General features: G+C 40.2%; 23 protein-coding genes. 2 read left to right on the forward strand and 21 right to left on the reverse strand.

Annotation, left to right across the window (positions count from 1 at the left end):
- Positions 1 to 15: 15 nt before the first annotated feature.
- From L1999_RS27025 to L1999_RS27080, 12 genes are all read right to left on the reverse strand, one after another.
- On the reverse strand, positions 16 to 1,152 hold the full coding sequence (locus tag L1999_RS27025) for a response regulator (RefSeq protein WP_235741345.1): 1,137 nt from the start codon (positions 1,150 to 1,152) through the stop codon (positions 16 to 18).
- Positions 1,142 to 2,890 (reverse strand): cache domain-containing sensor histidine kinase, encoded by a 1,749-nt coding sequence (locus L1999_RS27030; protein WP_235741346.1) that lies wholly within the window; start codon positions 2,888 to 2,890, stop codon positions 1,142 to 1,144. The genes L1999_RS27025 and L1999_RS27030 overlap by 11 nt, the downstream gene beginning before the upstream one ends.
- A 15-nt stretch (positions 2,891 to 2,905) precedes the next feature.
- Positions 2,906 to 4,144 (reverse strand): ABC transporter substrate-binding protein, encoded by a 1,239-nt coding sequence (locus tag L1999_RS27035; RefSeq protein ID WP_235741347.1) that lies wholly within the window; start codon positions 4,142 to 4,144, stop codon positions 2,906 to 2,908.
- A gap of 335 nt (positions 4,145 to 4,479) precedes the next feature.
- Positions 4,480 to 5,682, reverse strand: a complete 1,203-nt coding sequence (locus tag L1999_RS27040; RefSeq protein ID WP_235741348.1) for a DUF3298 and DUF4163 domain-containing protein — start codon at positions 5,680 to 5,682, stop codon at positions 4,480 to 4,482.
- A gap of 303 nt (positions 5,683 to 5,985) precedes the next feature.
- Complete coding sequence (locus L1999_RS27045) at positions 5,986 to 7,068, reverse strand: sensor histidine kinase (protein ID WP_235741349.1); 1,083 nt, start codon at positions 7,066 to 7,068, stop codon at positions 5,986 to 5,988.
- Positions 7,065 to 7,745, reverse strand: coding sequence for a response regulator transcription factor (locus tag L1999_RS27050; protein WP_235741350.1), 681 nt, complete (start codon positions 7,743 to 7,745; stop codon positions 7,065 to 7,067). Before L1999_RS27050 ends, L1999_RS27045 begins: the two co-directional genes overlap by 4 nt.
- A 101-nt stretch (positions 7,746 to 7,846) precedes the next feature.
- Positions 7,847 to 8,644, reverse strand: a complete 798-nt coding sequence (locus L1999_RS27055; RefSeq protein ID WP_235744479.1) for an ABC transporter permease — start codon at positions 8,642 to 8,644, stop codon at positions 7,847 to 7,849.
- Positions 8,645 to 8,651: 7 nt separating this feature from the next.
- Positions 8,652 to 9,689: an ATP-binding cassette domain-containing protein gene (locus L1999_RS27060; RefSeq protein WP_235741351.1), complete on the reverse strand. Its 1,038-nt coding sequence runs from the start codon at positions 9,687 to 9,689 to the stop codon at positions 8,652 to 8,654.
- Between the two features lie 309 nt (positions 9,690 to 9,998).
- On the reverse strand, positions 9,999 to 13,583 hold the full coding sequence (locus tag L1999_RS27065) for an Ig-like domain-containing protein (protein WP_235741352.1): 3,585 nt from the start codon (positions 13,581 to 13,583) through the stop codon (positions 9,999 to 10,001).
- A gap of 124 nt (positions 13,584 to 13,707) precedes the next feature.
- The gene (locus L1999_RS27070; RefSeq protein WP_235741353.1) at positions 13,708 to 14,919 is read right to left on the reverse strand and encodes an AAA family ATPase; all 1,212 of its coding nucleotides are present in this window, start codon (positions 14,917 to 14,919) and stop codon (positions 13,708 to 13,710) included.
- Positions 14,906 to 15,772: a tetratricopeptide repeat protein gene (locus L1999_RS27075; protein WP_235741354.1), complete on the reverse strand. Its 867-nt coding sequence runs from the start codon at positions 15,770 to 15,772 to the stop codon at positions 14,906 to 14,908. The genes L1999_RS27070 and L1999_RS27075 overlap by 14 nt, the downstream gene beginning before the upstream one ends.
- Complete coding sequence (locus tag L1999_RS27080; protein WP_235741355.1) at positions 15,769 to 16,224, reverse strand: hypothetical protein; 456 nt, start codon at positions 16,222 to 16,224, stop codon at positions 15,769 to 15,771. The genes L1999_RS27075 and L1999_RS27080 overlap by 4 nt, the downstream gene beginning before the upstream one ends.
- 299 nt (positions 16,225 to 16,523) lie before the next feature.
- Between L1999_RS27080 and L1999_RS27085 the strand changes: the two genes are divergently transcribed.
- On the forward strand, positions 16,524 to 17,477 hold the full coding sequence (locus L1999_RS27085) for an NAD(P)H-dependent flavin oxidoreductase (protein WP_235741356.1): 954 nt from the start codon (positions 16,524 to 16,526) through the stop codon (positions 17,475 to 17,477).
- Between the two features lie 156 nt (positions 17,478 to 17,633).
- Here L1999_RS27085 and L1999_RS27090 read toward each other — a convergent pair whose 3' ends face one another.
- From L1999_RS27090 to L1999_RS27120, 7 genes are all read right to left on the reverse strand, one after another.
- Entirely contained in the window at positions 17,634 to 18,380 is a 747-nt protein-coding gene (locus tag L1999_RS27090) for a DUF4253 domain-containing protein (RefSeq protein ID WP_235741357.1), read from the reverse strand.
- A 69-nt stretch (positions 18,381 to 18,449) separates the two neighbouring features.
- Positions 18,450 to 18,905, reverse strand: coding sequence for a hypothetical protein (locus L1999_RS27095; RefSeq protein ID WP_235741358.1), 456 nt, complete (start codon positions 18,903 to 18,905; stop codon positions 18,450 to 18,452).
- Positions 18,906 to 18,987: 82 nt separating this feature from the next.
- Positions 18,988 to 19,662, reverse strand: coding sequence for an SDR family NAD(P)-dependent oxidoreductase (locus tag L1999_RS27100; RefSeq protein WP_345790911.1), 675 nt, complete (start codon positions 19,660 to 19,662; stop codon positions 18,988 to 18,990).
- Between the two features lie 137 nt (positions 19,663 to 19,799).
- Positions 19,800 to 20,417, reverse strand: coding sequence for an AmiS/UreI family transporter (locus tag L1999_RS27105; protein ID WP_235741360.1), 618 nt, complete (start codon positions 20,415 to 20,417; stop codon positions 19,800 to 19,802).
- 101 nt (positions 20,418 to 20,518) lie between these two features.
- Entirely contained in the window at positions 20,519 to 21,700 is a 1,182-nt protein-coding gene (locus L1999_RS27110; RefSeq protein WP_235741361.1) for a NupC/NupG family nucleoside CNT transporter, read from the reverse strand.
- Between the two features lie 61 nt (positions 21,701 to 21,761).
- On the reverse strand, positions 21,762 to 22,160 hold the full coding sequence (locus L1999_RS27115) for a cytidine deaminase (protein WP_235741362.1): 399 nt from the start codon (positions 22,158 to 22,160) through the stop codon (positions 21,762 to 21,764).
- 62 nt (positions 22,161 to 22,222) lie between these two features.
- Positions 22,223 to 23,524: a pyrimidine-nucleoside phosphorylase gene (locus L1999_RS27120; protein WP_235741363.1), complete on the reverse strand. Its 1,302-nt coding sequence runs from the start codon at positions 23,522 to 23,524 to the stop codon at positions 22,223 to 22,225.
- A gap of 895 nt (positions 23,525 to 24,419) precedes the next feature.
- Between L1999_RS27120 and L1999_RS27125 the strand changes: the two genes are divergently transcribed.
- Complete coding sequence (locus L1999_RS27125; RefSeq protein WP_235741364.1) at positions 24,420 to 25,592, forward strand: N-acetylmuramoyl-L-alanine amidase family protein; 1,173 nt, start codon at positions 24,420 to 24,422, stop codon at positions 25,590 to 25,592.
- Positions 25,593 to 25,628: 36 nt separating this feature from the next.
- Here the strand turns inward: L1999_RS27125 and L1999_RS29725 are convergent, their stop codons facing one another.
- Positions 25,629 to 25,754 (reverse strand): hypothetical protein, encoded by a 126-nt coding sequence (locus tag L1999_RS29725; protein WP_275677274.1) that lies wholly within the window; start codon positions 25,752 to 25,754, stop codon positions 25,629 to 25,631.
- A 183-nt stretch (positions 25,755 to 25,937) separates the two neighbouring features.
- Positions 25,938 to 26,117: a sulfurtransferase TusA family protein gene (locus L1999_RS27130; RefSeq protein ID WP_275677738.1), complete on the reverse strand. Its 180-nt coding sequence runs from the start codon at positions 26,115 to 26,117 to the stop codon at positions 25,938 to 25,940.
- Positions 26,118 to 26,128: the final 11 nt, after the last annotated feature.

A 26,128-nucleotide genomic window follows, 5' to 3' on the forward strand; every position in this document is an offset into this window, starting at 1 on the left:
CAAATGTTTGAGAGGTTATTTGAACATTTTCCGGTATTCACTTGGTGTTTGATTCATTTTCTTTCTAAATACTTGAGAGAAATACCGTTGATCGGTATAGCCCACCTTCTCAGCAATTTCATAGGTCTTTAATTCAAGGTTTTCTAATAGCAAGCATGCATACTCTACTCGAACGTTGGTCAGATACTCCAGGAAAGTGATCCCAGTTCTTTGTTTAAAAAGGCTGCTAAAATAACTGACACTTAGACCCACTCGCTCGGCCATTTGCTCAATTCCCAAATCCTGCTCAAAACGACTTTTAATATACGCTATCGCATCATCCATTAAGTCCACGGCGTTTTGCTTCGGTTTGTACTCCTGTTTAATCAGTTCGTCTGTAATAATGACACTTTTGGTGAAGGCATCAAACTTAAGAAGCTCCCTCGCATGGTTAACAGACTTTTTAACGTCCGATAGACAATTTACTGGTTCTCCAATAGCAATAATGCATTTTTGGGTAACCAGTTGGAGGATTTGCTGTGCTAAGTCAATAACATATTCTTTTATTGAATCATCAGGCCGTGTTACTACAACCATTACCTCTGAGTCTGACATTCTGTACACATAAAGCTTCTCATGTATTTGTTGAACGATGGCCTCCACGTTTTTTTCAAAGGATTTCAAAGCCATTGCTATATAGGGCTGTTCTTTATTGGGGACCTCGGCGACTGTTTTTTCCTTTGTTATTAATTCATAGATTAGGAACTTTTCATACTCAGATTCATTTTGTTTTTGCTGATCCAGTTTGGCAATGGCACGTTCAATACATTCCTGTAATTCATCATAATCGATGGGTTTAAGAATATAGTCGAGGGCATTGTTCTTAATCCCTTCCTTAGCATATTCAAAATCATCATAGCCGCTGATTAACAGGGTGATGGGCTTATACGGAATCTGCTGAATCTGCTTTAATAAATCAATACCAGTCATCCCGGGCATAGAGATGTCCGTCAAGACGAGGTCAATCCGTTCCTTTTTTAAAACTGCTAATGCTTCATGCCCATTTTGCGCGGTACCTGCAACCATGCAGTTAAGTGCCGGCCAATCAATGATTTGGGTTAGATTCTTTAAAATTAAAGGCTCATCATCCGCTATTAGTACTTTATATACCATGTTTATCCCCTTGAATTGGAAATGATATTCTAATCTTCGTACCGCTATTTTCACTAGAACAAATCATTAATCCATAATTTTTGCCGTAATAGAGTTCCAGCCGTTCCTGAACGTTACGGATGCCATGTCCACCACTTTTCGGTTTTTCTGAACGATCGAAATTCAACCACATGTGAGGATCCATCCCCTTACCGTTATCCTCAATGATGAATTGGCCGTGTCCGTTGGCAATCGTCCCGCTAATTTGGATGCGGCCTGTATGACTTTGATCAAAGGCATGGATTAAAATATTCTCGACTAAAGGTTGAAGGATCAGTTTTAAGACCGGCTGGTTTTCTAATGCTTTTTCAACCTCTACTTCATAGGAAAAACGGTTATCATATCGAATTTTTTGAATCTCTAAATAGCTCATCACGTGACGTATTTCATCTTTGACGGTGACTTCATATCCACCATTGATACTGATACGCAATAATTTGCCTAGATTAATCGTCATTTTACTAATATCCTTTTGACCATTTAAAGAAGCAAGCGCATTGATGGATTCAAGGGTATTATATAAAAAGTGAGGATTGATTTGCTGTTGCAGCACCTTGAATTGTGCCTCCCGCTTCCGTTCCTGTTCCGTTTCCACTTCTCTTAACAACTGTTGAATCCGTGTAATCATGTTATTGAACCCTATGGCTATATTCTCTAATTCTTTGATTTTATAGCGTTTTATCCGAATGCTTAGCGTACCTTTTTCTGCTAGTTTCATATATTTTAATAACTCCTGAATAAAAAGGGCGATACGTTTCAAATAGAACATATTAAAAAGACCTGCGACGATTAATGCTAAGCCCACAATTAATAAAGTCATATTTCGAATATGAGTAATATCGTTCGAAATATCCTTCCATGGCTCAACCGAAATCATCATGAGGGAAGATGAGCCTGTCCCCCTTTGGAAGCTTGAAGGCATATACGTAATTAAGCTTTTCTTCCCTTTCCACGTATCAATCAGGTAGCCGCTTTTTTTGGATTGAATATCTGAAAGGTGCTTAATGGCAAATGGTTTGCCAATTAAATTTCGATTTAATGAATAGACGATGGTGCCCTGTTGATTGACTAACATCCCATAGGAGGAACCTTCATGCACATCTTTAAAAGTCGAATCAAACAGGTTGATGTTGACATCTAAAATGACATATCCTAAGTTATTTAGCGTATTAATATCCTTAACTACTCTGCCTAATGTGAAGGAAAATCTATTATCTTGCGTAAACGGCTGATGTTCAGAAGGAGTCAACCACACACCCCTTCCCTTTTCCTTAAGAATTTGCCGGTAAAAATGACTGGACCTAAATTTTTGAAAGGTCGGGATTTGAGTGTCCCTTAAATGGGTAGCGCCCCCACCTTCCCTATATAAAATAAAATCAGCAATTTGAGAATTTCCCAGCATCATCCCCGCGACTGCCTGCTGCTTATTATAAAAATCAATCATAGAGGTTGTATCATTTGTACTTAAGTATGACTGGATTTCACCGGATGATATCACATAATCAGAAAAGGCATCTACCTCTGAAACAGAAGACATTACATTCCGATCAACAGCCTTCAATGTTTGAACGGTTTGATTACTTATCTTTTGTTCTAGTGTGGTGGATGATATTTTATAGGATACAAAGCCTAATACAATAATAGGCAGTAGGATAAAAATCAAAAAGGCGATAATCATTTTTTGTTGAAATCTTAACATGCAGACACCTTTCTTCTATTTTATATCCTTATAATGATTAAACATGTTTTCAAGATTGAAAAGAAAGTTATCGATATTCTTATCATAGTAGAATTGGGATGAAATTTTTCGGAAATCCGATTCTGCAGCAGTTCCTCCCGACCAATAATGGTTGGGCCAATTTACTGACTTGCCCTCAAGAATTCTTTCGTTTAACATCATCAATTGTTCTTTATTCACGGCTACTCCTTTAACTGTACTAATGGAGCCCTCGTAGTCCGATAATCTTTGGGCAGTTTCTTTTTTAGTCAAAAACGCTAAAAATTCCTTTGCTTCCTTAGGATGCTTTGTATCAGCGGCGATAGCAAGCCCTATATCCACTCCGCCTAAAACTTTATTTTGTTCAGGCTGATTAGTTGCCGGAAATGGGAATATTCCATATTGAAATTGGGGATTGTATTTTTCTATATCCGATAAAACCCATGTCCCCATCACATACATGGTCCCTTCCCCCTTGGCAAATTTCCGGTTCACGGCATAATAATCGTCTTGAAATGAATTTGGTTGTACAAAAGAAAGGGCCTTGACAGTCTTTTCTGAAACTTCCCTCCATGCTTGATCCTTCAATAAAGAAAATGAGTCCTGACTCCAATATTTAGTATTAATTTCATTAGCCACGAGGTTTAGATTAAATACACTCGTTTTGTCGGCATCTTCATTGGGCATTAACAAAGGAGTTTTTCCTGCAGCTCTTAATTTTTCCATCACCGCTATAAACTCATCCCAGGTTTTAGGGATAGAAAGATGATATTCTCTAAATTGATCCTTATTATACAATACTCCTACTGCATTTTGCGTTAACGCTACCCCATACATTTTTCCATTTACTAGATAGCGATTTTGTATGTTTGGATTGATATTTTGGATGAATCCATCTTGGGTCAGATCTAATAGATACCCTTTTTCTGCTCTAATCCGATAATCTTGTTCAATCGGATAGGTAATAAAAATATCCGGGATATCCCCTCTCGCAATCCTAGTTTTTAATACTGTCATTCCTCCTGGTACGACTTCTTGTTTGATTACAATTGAGGGATGCTGCTTTTCAAATTCATTGATCAACTCATTAAAAACTCTCTCTGTTTCAAATTTGGGTGACAAAAACTCAAGTTGTACCTTCTCTTTCTTGGCTGTTACTGCATCTAACTGGTGGCCATCACAAGCAGTGATTAAAACGACGATCGTAAAACAGATAAGACGAAAAAGAAACTTCATAGAACCTCCTAATTCCCCAATGTATTTAGCTTGAAATCTATTAACAATCCTATTTCCATAATACTATAAAATCATCCTATAAAAATCCATATTAGCCATTAGTTATCAATTACCAAAAATACGCATAGGGACGGTTCTCCTGCTTCCGAAGCAGTAGAACCGTCCCCGTGATTTTTTTGACATTTTTCCCCATATTATGCTATTAATCAAACATTTGTTTAAAAACGAGCCCATCCGCGTGATTTCAGGATTTCTCATTCCATTGGTCTGAAAAAAACGTCGAAAGCTATCCTATTATAGGTACGCTGGAAGCATAAGAACCGTCCCCATGCTTCCTAAAACTCAACTTGAAATGTTTTCACGACTTCAGGAACAACATTCTTTATGAAGTCATTTACTTGTAGGTTATTCTGCGGGATTTGTGCAACTGAATACGAATAAATAATTTCATTTTCTTCAGCAAGTTTAACTTCCGCTTCAGCGTTTAAGGAGGTCCACTCTTGTTTCTCGTACATATGGAAACTAAACAATAAGGGTTTATCAGCAGACTTGAAATATACATTGACTTCGGATATCCATTTATGACTATCCGAATAATCGGCTCGTTCAAATGTCAAACGATCCAGCCATTCTTTTGGGATCGAAAAATGATAGCCCTCAGAAACATAGATCATGGTGGAAGCAATCGATTTTGAGATCATAATCCCATGACTCTGGAAAAAGGCATCGTTTAATACGCTTTGAATATCCGAAAAAGACAGATGGTATTGAAGCGTCCCTTCAGCGAAAGAGGCATATTCATAAGGTGGAAAATACATCATTATTCCATCCTTCGTTAAATAAACCTGTAGTAAATCATCCGAACTGATTTGTTTAAACTCCCCCATCGCCTCAAGCGTATGGAAGACATCTTGTTTCACGACGAGGTTGCTAATGAGCCGTTGGGTTTGCGGTGACCCATTAAATAATTCCTTTGCCTCAACGATCCTGCCATTATCCAAGTCAACCAAGATTGGAACGCGCGACGGCATGCCATGTGCAGCCCCGCTAAGATAAAAATATTGGTCATATACAAAGCTGATCAGGTGGTCATTCTGAAAGGTGATTTTGTATATTGAATCAAACGATGACGGCTTACTTGGATCCTCATTCGTCATTTGACTTTCGTCGGCCGCGTTGGCTTTTTTCTTTAACGTATCATTAATTTGCGCTTGAGCGTTTTTGTTTTTCATGCCTTCAATTTGCGGATAGGTAATATTGATAATCGGGGCGTCTTTCTCAATGGACTCATCATGAATTTTAATGGTTTGATTGGTTGTTTTCGGTTGATTGCTAGGTTTTACTTGTGGATCAGTCGTACTTCCTGGTTGAGCGTTAGGTTTTTCTGTTTCATCGGCAGACTTCTCCTGCTGTCCTCCCTTTTTTTTCGATTGATTGTCTTGTGTTTGTTCTGAAACAGGCCTTTTTTCTTGCATACCGCTGCAGCCTGCTGTGAAAAAGACAACAAGGGCCAACGCTAGTGTCCATTTCAGTTTCATCCGCTCACTCCTTTAGTTGATCGTCATATACAAATTTTCGTGAGGTTCTAGTTTCCATTGTTCCACTCAGTTTATGATATGTTATCCTTTCTTGGTTATATCTCTATAAAAGTGATATTTTCCTCACCTGGCCCCATTGTAACAGTAATCCTTTTGAAAAAAGTCACAAATAGATTTCAACAAAAATAACCCAGAGTCGCCCCTGGGTTATTTTCTCGAATAGCCTCTATCTATAAGAATGGTTGCACGGTATTCAGTCTCGCATGGAAGGCTGCCACCCTAATAAACTGGATCCTCATTCTGTTAATGCAACAGAGGACTAGCCCAAAATCTCACGATGATTTCCGTACCCTTTCCCTGTTCACTTTGGACCTGAATCTCGCCTTTGTGCAAATCAATAATTCTTTTTACAATGGATAAACCGAGCCCGCTGCCACCAAAATTGCGATTTCTGGATTTGTCCGCTTTATAAAACCGCTCAAAGATGTGCATCTGCTCCTCTTTGTTCATACCGATCCCAGTATCTTTTATTTTTATCACCCTATGATTGTCAGCGGTATTAAACGCCTTAATGGATATGGTACCTTCCTTTGGCGTAAATTTAATACTATTATGAATTAAATTAATCCAGACTTGATCCATTAGTTCCTCATCAGCCGTGATGATTAATTTTTCAAGAGAAATGTCCAAATGGATTTGTTTCTCTGCCCATTGCGGTTCACTGGCAAGGATGGCTCGGCGCAGCTGATGATCCAGCCGATAGTCTTTTAGTTCAAACGGATGATGATCAGACTCTAATGAGGTTAGCTTTAATAGATTTTCACTTAATTTTGATAGCCTGTTACTTTCCATTTCGATTATTTCCAAGTAATGTTTGCGTTGTGTGGGACTCAACTCATCGTTCTTCAATGCATAAGCAAATCCGCTGATCGACGTTAGTGGAGACTGGATTTCATGCGAGACATTGGAGATGAATTCCTGCCGCATTCCCTCCATTTCCCCCAGTTTATCCGCCATATGATGTATGCTTTCGATTAGCCTCTGATAGGGATGGTCATTTCGTCCTCGTAATTGATTTCTGTAAAAAGAAAGATCAATATTAAAATTTCCTTCCGCCATCATCTTCATTGCATGAAGCATCGGATGAAGGAATTTATCTTGCTGCGATTTTACCCATTTAATTTTTGTAATAAAAAACATGCAGCACCCAAAAAGGAAAAAACCCAAAAACGAGTTGATTAATTGTCTGGTAAGTTCATGTGGATAATAATGAATTGACTCATAGAACCTTGTTGTCAACCAATAGGAACCCGACCAGCCCAAAAGAAGAGAGAGGATGACAGCTAAAAAGCCTAACATTCGTTTCATGCTTTCAGGCAGGTTCAATTTAACACCTCCAGACGATAGCCAAGTCCACGGATTGTGGTAATGATAAATGGACAATCTACTTGAGAGAATCGTTGCCGCAGCCGTTTAATGTGGACGTCAACCGTTCGTTCATCCCCCTCATAATTTATCCCCCAAATAGTTTCAATTAATTGTTCTCTTGAAAAGGTTTTTTGCTGATTGGCTGCAAGCTTAAACAACAGTTCAAATTCTTTAAGCGGTAAGGTAATGTCCTGATTCCCGATAAATACTTTATAGGAAGCACGATCAATCACCACATGACCGATTTCAATCCGATTAGAGACCGTTATTTGGTATCGCTTCAGCAATGCTTTAACCCGCGCGGCCAGCTCAGCTGCAGCAAATGGTTTAACCATATAATCATCTGCTCCGAGATTAAACCCTTTTACTTTTTGAGCAGTCTCTCCTTTAGCTGTCACCATTAAAATAGGCAATGTATCAGAATAATAGGTTCGGACTTCCTGGCAAAAGGCCCAGCCGTCCATTTTTGGCATCATAATATCCAGAATAATTAAATCAATTTTATCCGTTTCGAGGATCGATAAGGCAGCCTCTCCATCTTCTGCTTCCACAATCGATACGCCTTCTTTCGAAAGGATGACGTGAATTAATTCCCGGATGTGCGGGTCATCATCTACAATTAATATTTTTGCCATAGGATCATTCCTTTTTAAAAATAAATGGAACCGCTAGTCTGCAAGCCAGCGATTCCTAAAGGCCTTTCACTTGATTTTACACCATTCAGAGCTTCCCGCAACTATGTCCGGCGCATATAGGCGCGAACCGTGATTGGTGCAAAGATCATGACAATAACAGCAGCACCGATAAGCGAGATGGAGAGGTCCCACCCCATTGTGCCGGAGTTGGTCAGATTTCTGACAGCCGTGACAAGATGGGAGATGGGATTGAGTTTCACAAACCATTGAAGCCAATTTGGCAAAGTATCGGCAGGTACAAAGGCATTCGAAAGAAACGTAAGCGGAAACAGCACAATCATTGAAATCCCCTGTACACTTGACGCAGTACGTGCAATCACTCCAAAGAAAGCAAAGATCCAGCTTACACACCAGGAACAGACAATGACAAGCAGCGCAGCGAGGACAACATAACCTAGACCACCTTCGGGATGATAGCCCATGATATACCCCATAAGGAAAGTGAGCACCGTTGCGATGGTATAACGGACCGTGTCAGCAATCAGTGCCCCCGCCAGCGGAGCAATCCGTGCAATCGGCAGTGACTTAAATCGATCAAACACTCCCTTATCCATGTCCTCCCGCAATTGGACACCCGTAACAATGGAGGTCGAAATAACCGTCTGAACGAGGATGCCAGGAATGATAATAGGCAGATAGCTTTGCACATTTCCGGCGATCGCCCCGCCAAAGATATACGTGAACATCAAAGTGAAGATAATGGGCTGGAGCGTGACGTCAAACAATTGCTCGGGTGTCCGCTTTATTTTTAACAGGCCGCGGTAGGCCATTGTTAATGAATGTTGAACTGCTTGGCTAAAGCTTGATTTGTGGCGCAGCTGGCTTTTAGCTTCCTGCATTATCGGATTATTTTTCAACTCGTACTTCCCCTTCCTGTTTCCATTTATCGGACGTTGTTAATACGTCATCTTTAACACCGTGACCGGTAATGGTTAGAAACACCTCATCTAGAGTCGGCTTCTGTACACTAAATTCATCCAGTTTGATTCCTGCCTCTCTTAGGGCAATTAGCAGTTCAGCTACTCGGTCAGCATCTTCCATTGGCGCCAAAATCTTCCCGCCTTCCTCTGAAACAGCTGACTGGACCTCAAGCACCTGTTCAACGATCCTTCTTGCGGCTTGCATGTTTTGTGGATCATGGATGCTCAAATGGAGTGAGGAGGTTCCAACTGACTCTTTCAGCTCATCTGCCGTACCTTCTGCGACCACTCGGCCGTGATCAATCACCGCGATCCGGTCGGCTAGTTCATCTGCCTCTTGAAGATACTGAGTGGTTAATAATACTGTTGATCCGGATTTTACCAAGCGGCGGATCGTATCCCACATTTGATTCCGTGTCCGCGGGTCGAGACCAGTGGTGGGTTCATCCAAAAAGATAAGCGGTGGCTGGGCAATAAGGCTTGCAGCCAGATCTAAGCGGCGCCGCATACCTCCTGAGAAATTTTTCAATGGACGCTTAGCAGCTTCCGTTAAATCAAACTCCTCCAGCAGTTCCGCAGCCTTACGCTTTGCTTCTGCACGCCCAAGGCCTAGGAGTCGTGAGAAAATAATCAGATTCTCAGTAGCGCTGAGTGCCTCATCGACCGAAGCATACTGACCTGTCACTCCGATTAATTGACGGATTTTCTGTGGCTCCTTAACCACGTCGTACCCGAAAATGCGTGCCGAACCCGCGTCTGGGCGCAATAGTGTAGCAAGCATTCTGATTGTGGTTGTTTTCCCGGCTCCGTTGGGACCAAGCACACCGTAAATCGTACCGGCTTTGACGTTCAGATTTACACCGTCTACTGCCCGATTATCGCCAAACGTTTTGACAAGTCCACTTGCTTCAACAGCCCAATCACTATGGTTGGGTGCGATTAGCTTTGTATGTTGAATGCTCATTATCATTTTTCCTCCTCATATATTTAAAAATAAACCTACACAAAAGTTTTTTTCTGGTACTCCTTATGACACCAAGGCGTGCCGGATTACATTTGGAGTATAAATCAACACTATGAACTGAATATGAACAATACGTGGGAGAAATTCATTTTTTTAAACGAAAGGTTTCATTTGGGTTAAATGGCAAAACGAAAGGATTACTGAAAAGACATTAAAAAGGCTTTGTCTTGCCCAGTTATGCTATATACCGCGAGGAGTTATTTACCAACTGCATAAAAAAGAAGCATGAGAACCGTCCCCATGCTTCCATTATCTTACCTTTGTGTATGCGGGTTTGCTTGTGTTTTTTGCTGCGTCGGTAGCTGTGATTATCAGGATGATTCCTCGTTTTTGTTTTACGATGTTCACTCTATAGTTTCCGTACCTGTCTACTTTACCAGCTCCGATGATTTTACTGCCGGACTTTATTGTAATCGTGCTGTTTGCCTCTGCTTTTCCTGAAACATTGTTCGAGGTGGAATACACAGGATTTACTTTTGGAACGCCAGGTGCAATCCCGTCCTGAACCACCATTGCGGTGGCACCGCTTCTATTTCCCGCTAAGTCGGTTGCGGTGACCGATAGTTTCACCCCTATCTTCTGAACGGGAATCTTAATACTAAAATTGCCTAAAGTATTGGTATCGCCATAGCCAATCTGATTGGTACCGTAATAGATTCTCACTTTTGATCTTGGTTCTGCCTTACCTGTCACATAGGCAGTCGTATTTTTAATGGCATTTACGATCGGTTTAGCAGGTGCGGTTACATCTGTTACAGTAACTTTGGTTTCCATACTTACGTTCCCAGCAGGATCATATGCTTTCACACTAAGAACCGTACCCGCTTTTTGAATCGGTATCACCACTTTGAACGAACCATTCGAAAGGGCATAGCCTAATTGCTTTGTACCGGCAAACACTTTTACGGTTGCTCCTGATTCCGCTTTACCGGTTACTTCCTTCGCATTGTCCCCCACTTTATTCACCTGAGGCGCTGCCGGCGCAATAACATCTTTTACCACGGTGCTAATAGGACTTGCCTCATTACCTGCTGCATCACTTGCAAGTAGTGTAAGGATGATGCCTTCCTTTTGAATTGGAATCGTAATCGTGAATGTCTTCCCGGCATAAATCTCGGCAGACTTGATCAACTGTGAACCATTTTTAACGACGATTCTACCATCTTCATTTGATATACCGGTTATAGATGTGGATTTATTCGTAACAGCATCAACGAACACAGTTGGTGCCGTCACATCTTTAACCGTAATCAAGGTTTTTTTACTTTCATTATTAGCTAAGTCCCTTGCAAAAAGTTCTAATGTGGAATTAGCAGGTAGTTTAGAAATATTCGCTTCATATTTTCCATCCTCCCCAACAGTTGCTTGAGTCAGAACGGCGCCATCTTTTAAAATAACAACGGCCGAAAAGGGCTCTGATGTCCCAGTTATGGTAGTAGACTGATCGGTTACCTGTGAAGCTGTTGGTGCCATAGGCGCAGTTCGGTCCTCTACAACAACCGTTGTAGGTTCACTAGGCTGCTGTCTCTCATTAAAGGCTGTAACCGACAAAGTGGTACCCGCCACTTGAGTTGGAATCAATATCGAAAATTCCCCTGAAGCATTGGATGTTCCTTCTCCTAATACTTCTGACCCTTTAAAAACCTTCACTAACAAATTATCTTTTGCCACCGTTCCAGTTACTAGATTACTATGATCAGAAACTAGATTAACAATCGGCGGCTTCGGTGGTTCCAGCTTTTGAACGGTTAACACATATGCTGTACTCACGTTTCTTGCTTGATCCGCCGCAACCAGTTTCATTTCATCCCCGGCAGCTAACTCCGGCACTTCGATCTGAAACGTTCCATCAACATTGACTTTCACCGTATTGGACTGCGGCACGTTATTAATAAATAGGGTAATGATAGAAGCAGGTTCGGCTTTCCCATTTATAAAAGTATCACCTTCGAAAATGGGTGAAACCTTTTCGATGGATGGTGGAATCACGTCAGTTACCGTTTGGATAATTTCACTAACATTTCCGTTCAGGTCTGTCGCTTTTACGGTTAGTTGTGTTCCTGCGGCCTGGCGTGTAATGGGCAGGGCAAAACTGCCGTCAGCATTTGTCAGACCGGATGCCAGCAATTGGCCCCCTTTTTGAACAGTAATAGTCACACCCGATTCCGATTGCCCAATATATAGATCCTGATCATTTGAAAATTCGGCTGGATGAAAGATGGGTTTAATCCAGTCCTGTAAGGTATAGACAACCGGTGTACTTCGATTATTATTTTGATCAACAGCAGTCACTTCAACAAGATCATCTTGCTGCCCTGTAACTCCAAATCCAAACCACCCGTTCCCGTCTGTTGTATATTCATCAGTGAGAAGATGATTAACTCGAACTTGGATTTTTATGTTTGGCTCTGTGATTCCTTGCAAATAGCTTTGATGATAAAGATAGTTTAATTCTTTAAACACAGGTGGTTCCTGCTTTAATGGTGCTCCAACTGTAACAGATGCCGGTTCTGACTTACTATCTCCGTTCACAGCGTAAACCGTTAAGAGTTCTCCTTCTACTTGAGCGGCAATCGGAATCTCAAACTCACCTGTTGCTGAAGAAATTCCTGCAGCCATTACTTGATTATTCATTACAATCTCTATATTGGTTTCGGGTGTCGTAACACCTTTAATGACCGTAGTGTCAGGAGTCACGGAATAAACAATAGGTTTAACAGGAAAGAACGTTTTTTCTACTGTAAAAAATACCGAATGACTGACTTCATTCGAATTAAAAGAATAAAGCTCAATCTTAGTTCCCTTTTGCTGCCTTGGAAGGATAAAGGTGAATCGTCCTGCACGAACAGATTCTTCATACCAAACTTCATGCCCGCCAGATGTCGTCACCTTTAAAACGACTTTGGAAGCATTCTTCGCAACTCCCTTAATATACGTGGAATTTCCCTCTGTAATAACCCCTTCCTCAAGATAAGGTTCTTCGATTTTTGGTAAATCAAAGGCGATTGGAAACGGAGTTGCCGCGATTGGTTCTGCCAATAGTTTATCTCTGGATCCACCGTAATCATTACCATCTAAAATGGATGCATAGATTCTTGAGTAAATGGTGGTACCCCAGTAATTATTCGTAGCCGTAATGGTTTTAGCACTGTCACCTCTAAGGTCAATATGCGTATTCTTATTTAAAAAATTATTTTCTTCAATCAGTAGATTAGGTTCTGTACAGGTATACCGATTGCAGGAATGAATGATATCCGTTACCTCTTCATTATAAAAAGTGTTGCCAGCAATAGTAATTCTTCCTGCCCCACTGGTTAGATTCAACGTTCCTTGAGTATGGAAGAGGTTTTCTTTAATGAAACTATCTTTTTTCAGCTCTGATAGATCAATAGTGCCTAAAGAAAATATACTCCGTACCATCGTGAAGGTTGAATTTTTCCTCATCACTGCTGCAATTCCACTCTTATTCCAGTCAACGTATTCAAGAAAAATGTTACCAGCATTCCAGCTGGAAATATAAACATTGTCCAGAGTAATAAGTTCCTCATTCGTCCCTTGTGATTTAAGGGTACCATCCACAACAAACGAGTTTCCTTTACCAATAATTTGAACGCCTGGTTCAATGGTTAACATTGCACCAGATGAGATGGTTACAGAACCGTTCATGACATAGGGAGAGTTACTTTTCGTTAAAACGGTGTCTGTTGAAATAGTCCCGGAAAGGGGTGTTCCCGTCACGGTTGAGGCTTCCACAGTGACGGGAAGGGCATGAAGAACAAGTATGATAATAAATGTCCAAGATACGATCTTTCTATAAATCAGTGAATATTTCATTCTTAATCTCCTATTTAATAAGTTCCTAGATTAATCATAATCAATAATTCAAAAATTTGGAAGCAGATTCCTTAAGGAAATTAATAAAGAAGCATGAGAACCGTCCCCATGCTTCCACAATCTATTACATATAATTATCCTTTAGATATTTCGCGGCATCATTGTACAAGCCGCTTTGGTTGGAATATCTAATATAATTTTTAATGGTGTTTAGCCATTCAATTGTAGTGGGCTTGGTGTTTTCAATAATCTTAAGCAAATCATCCATCCTTAGAAGACGCTCTTCACCATTTTCCATAATCTCGGCTATGATATTTTCAATGGCACTTTCAACTACATTCTCAATATCCGCTCCGGAAAAATGCCTTGTTTTCTCAGCAAGAATATGAAAATTCATTTCATTCTCAACGGGCTTTCCTTCTAATTTCAATTTAAAAATAACCTTTCGGGCTTCATGATCAGGCGGGCCGACAAAAACCAATTTATCAAATCGTCCTGGTCTTTTGAAGGCCACGTCAACATCCCATGGCATATTGGTAGCACCAATAACAAGCAGTTTATCCGTTCCCGTATTAATGCTTTGCATCTCGGCCAACATTGTATTCACAAGTGTACTCATGTGTTCAGAATGTGCTTTGGTCCTGCTGTAGCCTAATGAGTCCAGCTCATCAAAAAACAATACCGCTGGACGATTGGCACGGGCGGTCTCAAACACATCGCGTAGCTTTTGCTCACTGACACCAAAGTAAGGATCCAAAATATCGGTAATATGGATCGGATAAAAAGCTGCACCGCATTCCCCAGCAGTCGCTTCAGCAATAAAGGTTTTTCCACATCCGGGAGGTCCATATAGCAAAATGCCTCCCCCCAATTTTTTGCGAAACTTTGCAAACAGGCCTGGATTTACAAAGGGTTTGATAATTTTCATTTCGATTGTTTTTTTCAACTCGTCAAGTCCGCCAACATTTGAAAAAGTAACCTTTTTTGGCAGCCGCTCCTCGATTGAGACTACTTTCCCATGAATCAATTCCAATTGAACCGGTAAATGTTCGGGTTCGGGTTCCGGTTCCAGATCGAGATCGGGCTCTGGTTCCAGATCTGGATCGGGCGCAGCTTCAGATTCGAATTCGGGTTCGAGTTGGATCTCTAGCAAATATTTTTTCAGACTGGCAATTACCAAATCTTCCATTTCACGATCTTTCAAAGAATTGGAAAAGGCATTCAAGCCTTCAGCAAGCTGATTCTGTTCAAGGAATTCTTCCCCCAATAAAAACCAAGCCTGCGCATTTTCTGGGTCCTTTTCAAGCATGACGCGATATAATTCATATTTTTCCATAGAAAAACCTCTTATAAAAGAATGGAATAATCCAGGTATAGATACAAAACACAATATACATTGCTGAAAATGGTAAAAGTACAATATATTGCTTCAATAAAATTAACAGGATGGCAATAGCCAAAAACAGCGAGTAGATGACAGCAGGTCCTCCAGCTTTTTTGATTAAACGGTGAGGGAAAAATAATGGATGTGTCAATTGATCGTACTCTTCCAAAATTTTTAGAAGATCTGAATTTGTTGGATCTAGTAAAAAGGCTTGCCGAAAATAATTTAAGGCCGCTTTGTCCTCATTTTTCAAGGCATGGAACAGACCCAAATTTACTAGGTTCTGAATTTCACTGCTTGCACTTTCCATTACATGTTGGATAAAAAGCAATTGTTGATTTTGGTCAGATTTTGCAAAATAATACTGAAGAATAAGCTGATTTACTCTTTCACTATCTGGTGCAACCCTTTTCGCTTCTTCCAGTAATTGAAGCGCTTTTTCTTCAAAACCAGCCTTCAACATTATGTATCCATATGCGGCAAGGATATCACCATTTTCAGGTTCAAGCTCAAGTGCAGATAAATAAGCTTCTTCAGCTTCTTTGAAATTTTTTTCGTCTTCATGCGTGAGTCCAATCAGGTAATAGCATTGGGCAGTATCAAAACCGTTGTAAAGCGCCTGCTCACACATTCTCCTAGCTGATTCATAATAACTTTTTGAAAAGTGAACAACAGCCATATAGTAAAAAGCATCCGGATCCAATGGATTGTTTTCAAACAGTTTTTCAATGGAAGGAACCGTCTTCTCGTAGTGACCCATTTCAAAATAGTGTTCTATTACCCTCGTTTCCTTTTCTTTTATCATCCCAATAAACCTAAGGCCAAAACAATGAGTTCCACTACACCGCCAAGCAAGATCCATACAATTGCCGGTTTTAATATTTTTGTGATTGTTCCATTCGTCACCATATGCTGTTGAAATGGCTTTGTCAGAATGGCTCGATAAGCCAAAAAGAGCAAAATGGATGAAAGTTTCAAGAGGTATCTCATTGCCCTGTCTTCCATTGAGAACGTCCCATTGGCGAATAAATAAATGACGGCACATTCACCAATTTCTAAAATAATACCTAAGATGATTAATAGATTAATGTGTAACTTTCGGACATTCAGCCACTTTGCGTTTCTTGTACCTAAAGCCATCAGAGGAATCGGTCCACCGATAAAAGCGACCAATAAAAGGCGATTTATATCATATGTTTTCGTTTCCCTCCAATCTTTCTCAATAGATGGCTGCAATAATTCATTCATATTAGACATAAATGTCCCCCTTATAATGGAAATCTATAATTCTAACATTACTTATTTATGGGAAGAATGCAATCTTATTTTTTGACAATTTAATAAAAAAAAACTGGCCCTATTTAAGGAAGGTTCACGGTATCTTCCATATGAGTGTGCAATGGATGGAGGTCTCCTAAAGAGGTTAAATTTGAACATTCTGTGCCAATAAGAGAGATACGTCTCATTTTCTGAATGAACCATTACATACGTCACTATGCCTTAAAAATTCTATCGGTACAATTAAGGAATATTAAGGATGAAATGGGGTTTTTTTATTGAACAATCCACAATTGAAAATAGGACATATGGTACCAAAGTTTCCAATCATGCAAGGCGGTATGGGTGTAGGAATTTCTTTAAGCAGCCTCGCTTCTGCGGTTGCGAATGCCGGGGGAATTGGGATCATCTCCGGAACTGGAATTGCTGTTGATGAAATGAGAATGCATATAAGGAAAGCAAAAGCCAGTATTAAGGATTCCGGCTATATTGGAGTAAACGTTCTATTCGCTATGAATGACTTTGCCGAAAAAATGAAAGCAGCCATTGAAGAGAAAGTGGATTTCATCATATCAGGCGCTGGAATTTCAAGAGATATGTATGCTTGGGGCAAGGAAGCCGGCATACCAGTCATTTCAATTGTGTCTTCTGCAAAACTTGCTAGGTTGTCAGAACGACTTGGTGCTGCAGCAGTGGTCGTAGAAGGTCATGAGGCAGGCGGCCACCTTGGTACGGATAGACCTTTGTTTGATATTTTGCCTGAAGTAATTGAAGCCGTTCAAATACCAGTTATTGCTGCTGGAGGAATCATGACCGGGGAAGATCTTGCAAAAGCCATCCGTTTAGGGGCTTCTGGGGTTCAGATGGGAACTAGATTCGTTGCTAGTGAAGAGTGTGATGCACCATTATCATTTAAGGAAAAATATGTACAGGCTCAACAAGAAGATACCATTTTGCTAAAAACAACAGTTGGTCTTCAGGGGCGTGCCATTAAGAACCAGTTTACTAAACTTATATCTAATGATAATAAGGTAAAAATTAAGAAGTGCCTGGATTGCCTAAAAAATTGTTCTTATCGCTTTTGTACACTTGATTCTTTAGTAACTTCCATGAATGGAGATTGCGAGAATGGTCTTGTTTTTGCCGGTGCTAGAGTCCATGAAATCAAAGAAATACTTCCAGTTAAAACAATTATCAACAATATTATGAGTGAATATAAAGCTGTTATATAAAATCAGTCCAATAACAAAGGGGCTGTCCCTTTGTTATTGGACAGTCCCTATCATAAAATGCCGTTTATGTAATAACCTGTTGGTGGGCCAAAGGTGTCTAATTGGCCTCCTTAAGATATCAATCCCGTTTTTCTCACAAACTTCGAATATTTCATATTAATCCCACCAAAAATACCAAAATGATGAATTCATAAGTGTTCCTGCAAGTGCATTTACTGTCCCTGCACCTTGCCAAACTATATCACCACAAAATCCAAATTGTTCCCAAGCGAGTAATTCCGATTCTTCTTGAGTCTTTGGAGGATTTGAAACAAAGAATTCCCATACATCTGGGGTTACTAAAGCGGGAGTAGCTCCATACCTTTCATACCAATATTTGAATACTGCAACTTGTTCTTCTGGCATTGGGCATTCATTAAACCCGCCCATAGGGACCCAAGCAGCTACTTCCCAAGGTTTATCCGTTGGAATCTTTGCGAGAATGATTTTTTTATTAACTGCTTCCTCAATTGATAGAAAATGATTTATTTGTTCCTCTACCGCGAACTCGCCTGTTATATCGTCGTGTTCATCCTCTTCCATGGGTATGACTTCGTTAAGTAGGTTCTTTAACAATTCTTTTACATCAATATTCTTCGCTTTAGCTATGATTGATTCCCGCTTATCGTTCAAGTATTCTTTATTCGATTCGGTATCAACAACTTCTAACATCATTTCAGAAGGGATAATGACAAGTGGTGTATATCCTTCCTTTTTGCCTTCTATGAATGCTTGATGATATCTGGTCATGACACCTTTAACAGTTTTCTCCTCAACAATCGAGCTGTCACAATCCAATCTAGCCATTATTTCATTTATATAATCTTTACTTTCCTTTTTCTTGAATTTATCAAATATACCCACGTTCTTCATCTCCTACAGGTAATGTTGCTGGTAATATTTATAAATTCTATTAAATTGGTATTTTTCCTCTTAGAAATTAGGATAGTAGAAAATTAATGAGAATAACGGTTGTTCATATTTGGTATTTCTTAGGACATCATCACACTTTTTTGATTTACCCTTGTCTGAAGTTGGTTCGACTTCGGACACAGCCTCGCTCCTTTTGCTTTGCCTTGTCTGAAGTTGGTTCGTCTTCGGACACATCCTCGCTCTTTTGGCTTTGCCTTGTCTGAAGTTGGTTCGTCTTCGGACACATCCTCGCTCTTTTGGCTCTTCCTTGTCCGAAGTTGGTTCGACTTCGGACACAGCCTCGCTCTTTTGGCTCTTCCTTGTCCGAAGTTGGCTCGACTTCGGACACATCCCCGCTCTTTTGGCTTTGCCTTGTCCGATGTTGAACCGATATTTAAGCTGCCTCTTTTTATGGTAAGGTTCTACATGGTTAATTCCATAAAAAAGAAGCATGAGAACCGTCCCCATGCTCCCCACTTGTTTAACTCCTGAATCAGAGTTTGGATGATGACTGGACTTTGCGCAGTCATTATAATCAATGGCTGCTAAGGATGAAATACTAACTAATAATCAACTCGATTTCATCTTCCCTTTCCAGTATTTCCAATGCTACTTCTTTTGCGGATTTTAATCTTGAACGGTCAGTTATAAACTGATTTTCATCCCAAAAAGGAGTATCCATGCCACCCATATAAACACCAGAAACCGAAATCGAAGTAGTCTCTAACTCTTTCACCAAGGCTTCAGTGAACCCACGAATGGCAAACTTGCTTGCACAATAGGCCGTTTCATGTACCTTCCCGCGTAATCCAGCGGTTGAAATAATATTCATGATCTTCCCGGCATTCCGTTCCAGGAAGGCTGGCAATAGAGCTTTTGTTACATAAATGGTTCCTTTTACATTTGTATCGATCATGTGACTAATCTGATCCGCCGGGATGTCTTGCAAGGGACCGAAATAACCGATGCCTGCATTATTAATCACTTGATCAATTTTTTCGGTTTCATTCAAATCGGCGAGCACTTGTTTCACCTGACTAGAATCCGTAATATCACAAACCACTGACCTAGCACTGCCATTTGTTTGATCAATTATTTCCCTCACTTTATCAAGGTGTGTTTCGGTTCTTCCGACTAGAATAACTCTGTTTCCCTTTTGTGCATAGGCTAGGGCCAGTTCTTTTCCCAGCCCTGTGCCTGCCCCTGTAATGAGTATTGTTTTCAACCCCCGCACCTCCATACAAATAGTTAGTCCTATTCCAAAAAATTAGACATTGACTTCTTTCAAATTTTTTTAAAAAATTGTCCCATAGCAGGCATGTTCACATTAATCTTTTTTATATTCTGCCCAATCAGCCTCTTCCAAATAGTTCATTGTTTTTCTACATGAGTTAACGGGACGAATAACCTAAATTTAAATAAGCTTATACAAAAATAAGCGATGGATACGATTAAAACAATCAGCATTATTTGATTAACAACCGGGGTATTCCAAACACCTAAAAAATACAATAAAGATGGGATGGTTAATGTGACCCAGGATTGAATAAAGGCAACTTTCCCAAGATAATGGTCAATTTTCATTTCCAGTGAATTGGATAAAAAGAATAAAAACCAAAGAAAAGCCCACATCCCCCATGTGAGTGCACCCACAGCATCATGAAAATGGATGATAGCTGTCAACGTATAAACCACCGCTATGACCGCCACCCATAAACAAAACCAGCCAAGTCCCCTTCCATCCAGTTCTTTTAATGCGGTAACTCCAACATATAAATAAGTTAAGCCAAATAAAAAGATAGATGCGTAATTATATAAGTCCCAATGATCTTGACCTGAAACCATTAGTAAATAAAACGGTATAATCAGCTGTATGACACCTACAAACAGATTAAAGACCCCAACACTTTTCGCTTCCGCTTTTCCTGTTAACATCAAACTATTAAGAAATAAAACGGCACCCGAAAGAAATAGTCCGACAAAGCTCATATTCTCTGTTGTGAAAAAGTCTTTTCACAACATTCCCCTCCCTCAAAAAGGAAAAAGCAGTTTTCCATCCTTTGAAAGATGAAAAAATGCTTTTTCACAGATTATAAAACGATACTTACTACTACAGCTGACAATACACTTACAAGAGTGGCACTGTATAAAAGCTTTAAACCAAATTTGGCCACAACGTTACCCTTTTTCTCGTTCAGACTTTTGACGGCTCCGGCAATAATCCCGATCGATGAAAAGTTGGCAAAAGAAACAAGGAAAATAGAGATAATTCCTAATGTACGAGGGCTAAAGGATTTACCCACCTTTGCCAGGTCCATCATCGCTACAAACTCGTTCGTTACAAGCTTTTCAGCCATAATACCTCCCGCTTGGACAGCCTCTGAGAATGGAATTCCCATGATAAACGCAATCGGTGAGAAAACATATCCTAATAATTGCTGGAAGGTAATATGGAAAATTAAATCAAAAACATTATTAACCGCAGCCATCAAGGCAACAAATCCAATTAGCATCGCACCGACAATGACTGCTACTTTAAAACCATCAAGAATATATTCGCCTAACATTTCGAAAAAGCTTTGTTTTTCTACTTCTTGAATTTCAAGAATATCCTCGTTTGGATCAACCGTATAAGGATTCACAATCGAAGTGATGATAAATCCGCCAAATAAGTTAAGAACAAGGGCCGTAACCACATATCTTGGTTCAATCATCGTCATATAGGCACCGACAATCGACATAGAAACCGTGGACATCGCTGATGCACAAAGGGTGTATAGACGATGGGCAGGCAGAAGACCAAGCTGTTTTTTCACGGTAATGAACACTTCAGATTGACCAATCATGGCTGAAGCAACAGCGTTATACGATTCCAATTTCCCCATGCCATTTACTTTGCTTAGCAATAACCCAATAGCCTTCATAATAAACGGAAGAATTTTTAAGTGCTGGAATATCCCAATTAACACGGAAATAAACACGATGGGCAGTAAAACATTTAGGAAGAATGGCGATTCGCCTTTATTGGCCATTCCGCCGAATACAAACGATATTCCGGCACCGGCATAATCTAGTAATTTAGTAAAGACCTCGGCAAATACTTTGATCAAATCTAATCCTAACGTGGTATTTAATAATAATGCTGATAATATGACTTGAATAATGACCATAATAATAATCGGCTTTAATTTAATGTCTTTCCGATTATTGCTTGCCAAGTAGGCTAGTCCGAAAACAACAAGCAGTCCAATAATCGCAATGATGTATTTCATGTCAGACCTCCAGATGGTATAAATCGTTGATGTATTCGTTTCCATTACGAACAAAAAATAATTACTTTGTTAAATCTTTAGAAGAAAAATAACCAGGCAGCAATTGATCAATGGTTGTCTCTAATTTTTCGCCTTTTAAATTCGCTAAAATAATTTTCGTATCTTTATCACAGAATTCTGCCATTACCTGGCGGCAGGCTCCACAAGGTGAAACAGGGCCCTCCGTATCTGCAACGACAATGATAGTATCGATTTCATTTCCCCCTTCAGAAACCGCTTTAAAAATAGCTGTTCTTTCAGCGCAATTGGCCAATCCATAGGAGGCGTTTTCAATATTGCATCCTTGGAAGACACGATGATCTTTTGTCAAAACAACTGCTCCTACTTGAAAATTTGAATAAGGAGTATACGCTTTTTTCCTAGCGTCAATCGCTTGATCGAGTAATGCTTGAATATCCATACTTTGTCACCCTTTCAGTTATGTTTGAGGATACAGGCTGACCAAACGGCCAGCCATCTAGATTAATGAATTTCTGTATAAATGAGTGTAGGCTTGGCTACTTTTTCATCTGTCACTTTATAAGCGGAGTAAATTTTTTCAATTACTTCCTCAACATTTTCTTGATTGCTATGAATCGTAACCAAGGACTCTCCTGCCTCGACACGATCTCCTACTTTCTTTTGAAGAACAACACCTACGGCCAAATCAATGACAGATTCTTTTGTCGCTCGTCCGGCGCCAAGCATCATGGCCGCAGTTCCTACTGTTTCCGCTGTAATTTCAGCCACATAACCTGAAGTTTTAGCGGGAACCTCTATCATAAAGGAGGCTGTAGGAAGTTTAGCTGGATCGTCGACAACCGATGCATCTCCTCCTTGTGACGCAAGGAAGGTTTTAAAGGCTTGTAAAGCCTGACCGCTCTGAATAGATTCGTTTAACATTTCACGTGCCTGCGCGAGATCAGCAGCCTTTTCTGCCAAGACAACCATATGGCTTCCGAGAGTTAAACAGAGTTCTTGCAAATCTTCTGGTCCTTGTCCTTTCAGCGTGTCAATCGCTTCTTTCACTTCAAGAGCATTCCCGACAGCAAATCCAAGCGGCTGGCTCATATCGGAAATGATCGCCTTTGTTTTACGGCCGACGCCATTGCCGATCTCCACCATCGTTTCTGCTAATTCTTTCGCATCGTCAAGATTTTTCATGAATGCACCGCTGCCTGTTTTAACATCGAGCACAATCGCATCCGCTCCTGCGGCAATTTTCTTGCTCATGATGGAACTGGCAATAAGCGGAATGGAGTCAACTGTTGCCGTTACATCCCTAAGTGCATACAATTTTTTATCCGCAGGGGTTAAATTCCCGCTCTGACCAATTACAGCTACTTTATTTTCATTTACTAATTGGATAAATTCTTCGTTTGATATTTCTACATGAAATCCCTTAATGGATTCTAATTTGTCAATCGTACCTCCAGTATGACCCAGGCCTCTGCCTGACATTTTTGCTACTGGTACGCCAACAGACGCAACAAGCGGTGCCAGCACAAGAGTTGTGGTATCGCCAACTCCACCTGTACTGTGCTTGTCTACTTTAATTCCTTCGATTCCTGAGAGGTCGATTTGATCACCGGATTGAACCATTGCTTCCGTTAAGTAAACACGTTCTTCTTTTGTCATTCCTTGAAAAAACACAGCCATAGCAAAAGCCGACATTTGATAATCCGGAATATCACCTTTTGTAAACCCGTTTATCAAAAATTGGATTTCGTCTTTGGTTAATTCATAACCATCACGTTTTTTCTCAATTACATCAACCATTCTCATGGAAGCGCACCTCTTTTTTATAAAAGTCATTTTTGTTTAAACTACGTATATGAATATAAAGGTTAGATGTTAGATGTCGGACGTCTAACGAACAACTTGATTGTACTCCTTTATCACTAAAGTTGTAAACCCTTTCTTTTTTGAAATTAATGGTAATAGGTTCTTGCCTGCTGATCTGAAGCTTAACTATCAATTCCCTATAATAAGCGTTTACATTTCTGTGAATATCAGGTTTATCGTTTACCATTGTCACAGATAAAATAAAAATCTATGTGATTACTATAGTGGTAGTAACCCGATTTGTAAAGCGGTTACCAAATTGTTATAGTTTTATAATTTTTCAAAAAGAAGCACGGGGACGGTTCTTCTGCTTCCGAATCCCGATGTTCCATTCCGGTTTTTACAGCTTTCTCTGCCCATGCAAGAGTGATTTGGGTACCTAACTCACAACCTGATTCGACTATATTCTCTCTATATTTTATTAATCAAACATTTGATTAAAAAAGCGGAATACTTTGTTCTTAAAGCCTTTCTCTTGAAAACTAGTAAAAATACTGTCGAGCCAAGTTAGGATAAAATACAGAAATCTCTCCAATTTCCCGGAAAATTTTATAATTATCGACTCAACTGAGACATTTCCCCTACTTTCCCCTACTTTCCCCATATTTCGAAAGTAATCAAACATTTGTTTAAAAACGCCACTATCCGCGTGGTTGCAGATTTTCTCATTCCATAGGTCTGAATAAAATGTCGAAAGCTCCCCTTATGTAGGCACCTTCTTAGAAGCAGAAGAACCGTCCCCATGCTTCCCAAATTTATTTTAAAAATTGATTATGATTTGATGAAAATTTGTCCATGCTAGTTTTAGAGTTTTTAAAACAGGGAGGTTGCTAACATGCTACTATCTAAAATTCGGAACGACGGCCTATTTAAGTTTCTGACGATTCTTAGTGCAATTACGGTCCCCTTATGGAATTATCAGCAGGCAGCGAATGCCGATAAGCCTTCTTCCCAGGTCACGGTTACTGTACCGACACTTAATGTCCGGGAATCTGCCGATCTTTCAAGTAAGGTAATTAGCCGCGTTCATCAGGGAGAAACTTTTGATATCATTCAAAAGCGGAATGATTGGGATCAAATTAAACTAGCAAATAACCAAACTGGCTGGGTTTACGACGCCTATTTAACTTCTACTGAAAAGATCGCTGGAAGCATAAACACCTATTCTTTAAACATCCGGGAACGTCCCAGTTCTTCCAGTAGAGTCGTAGGGTATTTAAAATCGGGAGCAAAAATATCCATCCACACGGAACAAGCTGGATGGGCCAAAATTGTCTCTTCTTCTGGTGTGAGCGGGTGGGTGAACGAAAAGTACATCGATAAAGAAACACCTAACAGCCATCACATACAACCTGCAGCTCCAACAACAAAAAAGGATGGTAATACAAATGAATTAAAGGTAGCCAAGGCAGCAGATGCCCCTATGACTACCCCATCCGAAAAATCCGTGCCTTTGCCAAATAATCAGACACCACTAAAAGGAAAAACGATTGTGCTGGATCCAGGCCATGGAGGGAAAGATAGAGGAACAACCAGTATTGCCCGCACACCTGAAAAATCATTGAACTTACCAACAGCCGAGACCGTTAAACAAAAACTTGAAAGTGCAGGCGCCCAAGTCATCTTGACTCGAACAAATGATACGTATATCCCTTTAGAGCAACGTGCAAAAATCTCCAACCTAAACCATGCGGATGCGTTTATAAGTTTTCATTACAATTGGTCCAGTAATCCATCGATCAATGGCATAACTGACTTTTACTATCAAAAATCCAGTAACCCTCTAGCCACCGCAATCTTAAACCAAGTGGCCAAAGAAACAAACTTAACGAACCTTGGAACAAGATACAACAACCTAGATGTACTCCGAAACAACAAACAACCAGCCACCCTAATCGAACTCGGCTTCCTATCCAACCAACAAGAAGACTCCATCGTCGAAAGCCCTCAATTCCGTAATAACGTAGCCCAAGGAATCTACCTCGGATTACTAGATTACTTTCAGTAAGAAACATGGGGACGGTTCTCATGCTTCTTTTATTCATTACGGCTTCATTTGGTCGTACAAATTTTGGATTGATTGAACCACTAGGTCTAACTTTGATTCATTTCGGTAAAGCGAAAAAGGGGCGAGTCCTGCTGCCCCCAATGAGTGAAATGTTTCTTCCATAAATCCTCACTCTTTCACTTCTCCAAAAAAGTATGGCGAAGCAGAAGAACCGTCCCTGTGCTTCCCTGTTCTTCCGAGGGCAGGAAGCAAAAGAACCGTCCCCACGCTTCCAAAAAGGCCGGATTCATGAGAATCCGGCCTCGCTTTATTATTCATGTTCAATGTCGATTATTAACTTAGTCCTTACTGAACGACTTTAATATAGAAATAGATATCCTGCCCAACTTTTTTCGGCTTTGTGAGGAGTTGGTAGCCATGTTTTACGGCTTCCTCGGGAACACTTCGAAATGATTGTGGACAGTCGGCGATGACTTGTAATACTTCACCGATTTTCATGGTTTTTAGCGCATCCAGCGCATAAATAACAGGGTACG

The sequence above is a fragment of the Neobacillus drentensis genome, assembly GCF_021560175.1.
GTDB classification, from domain to species: Bacteria; Bacillota; Bacilli; order Bacillales; family Cytobacillaceae; genus Neobacillus; species Neobacillus drentensis_A.

Coding starts and splice junctions, on each gene's coding strand:
- L1999_RS27025 (WP_235741345.1), bottom strand. CDS start 1,152: ATGGTATATAAAGTACTAATAGCGGATGATGAGCCTTTAATTTTAAAG.
- L1999_RS27030 (WP_235741346.1), bottom strand. CDS start 2,890: ATGTTAAGATTTCAACAAAAAATGATTATCGCCTTTTTGATTTTTATC.
- L1999_RS27035 (WP_235741347.1), bottom strand. CDS start 4,144: ATGAAGTTTCTTTTTCGTCTTATCTGTTTTACGATCGTCGTTTTAATC.
- L1999_RS27040 (WP_235741348.1), bottom strand. CDS start 5,682: ATGAAACTGAAATGGACACTAGCGTTGGCCCTTGTTGTCTTTTTCACA.
- L1999_RS27050 (WP_235741350.1), bottom strand. CDS start 7,745: ATGGCAAAAATATTAATTGTAGATGATGACCCGCACATCCGGGAATTA.
- L1999_RS27055 (WP_235744479.1), bottom strand. CDS start 8,644: ATGCAGGAAGCTAAAAGCCAGCTGCGCCACAAATCAAGCTTTAGCCAA.
- L1999_RS27060 (WP_235741351.1), bottom strand. CDS start 9,689: ATGAGCATTCAACATACAAAGCTAATCGCACCCAACCATAGTGATTGG.
- L1999_RS27065 (WP_235741352.1), bottom strand. CDS start 13,583: ATGAAATATTCACTGATTTATAGAAAGATCGTATCTTGGACATTTATT.
- L1999_RS27070 (WP_235741353.1), bottom strand. CDS start 14,919: ATGGAAAAATATGAATTATATCGCGTCATGCTTGAAAAGGACCCAGAA.
- L1999_RS27075 (WP_235741354.1), bottom strand. CDS start 15,772: ATGATAAAAGAAAAGGAAACGAGGGTAATAGAACACTATTTTGAAATG.
- L1999_RS27080 (WP_235741355.1), bottom strand. CDS start 16,224: ATGTCTAATATGAATGAATTATTGCAGCCATCTATTGAGAAAGATTGG.
- L1999_RS27105 (WP_235741360.1), bottom strand. CDS start 20,417: ATGAGCTTTGTCGGACTATTTCTTTCGGGTGCCGTTTTATTTCTTAAT.
- L1999_RS27110 (WP_235741361.1), bottom strand. CDS start 21,700: ATGAAATACATCATTGCGATTATTGGACTGCTTGTTGTTTTCGGACTA.
- L1999_RS27115 (WP_235741362.1), bottom strand. CDS start 22,160: ATGGATATTCAAGCATTACTCGATCAAGCGATTGACGCTAGGAAAAAA.
- L1999_RS27120 (WP_235741363.1), bottom strand. CDS start 23,524: ATGAGAATGGTTGATGTAATTGAGAAAAAACGTGATGGTTATGAATTA.
- L1999_RS27125 (WP_235741364.1), top strand. CDS start 24,420: ATGCTACTATCTAAAATTCGGAACGACGGCCTATTTAAGTTTCTGACG.
- L1999_RS29725 (WP_275677274.1), bottom strand. CDS start 25,754: ATGGAAGAAACATTTCACTCATTGGGGGCAGCAGGACTCGCCCCTTTT.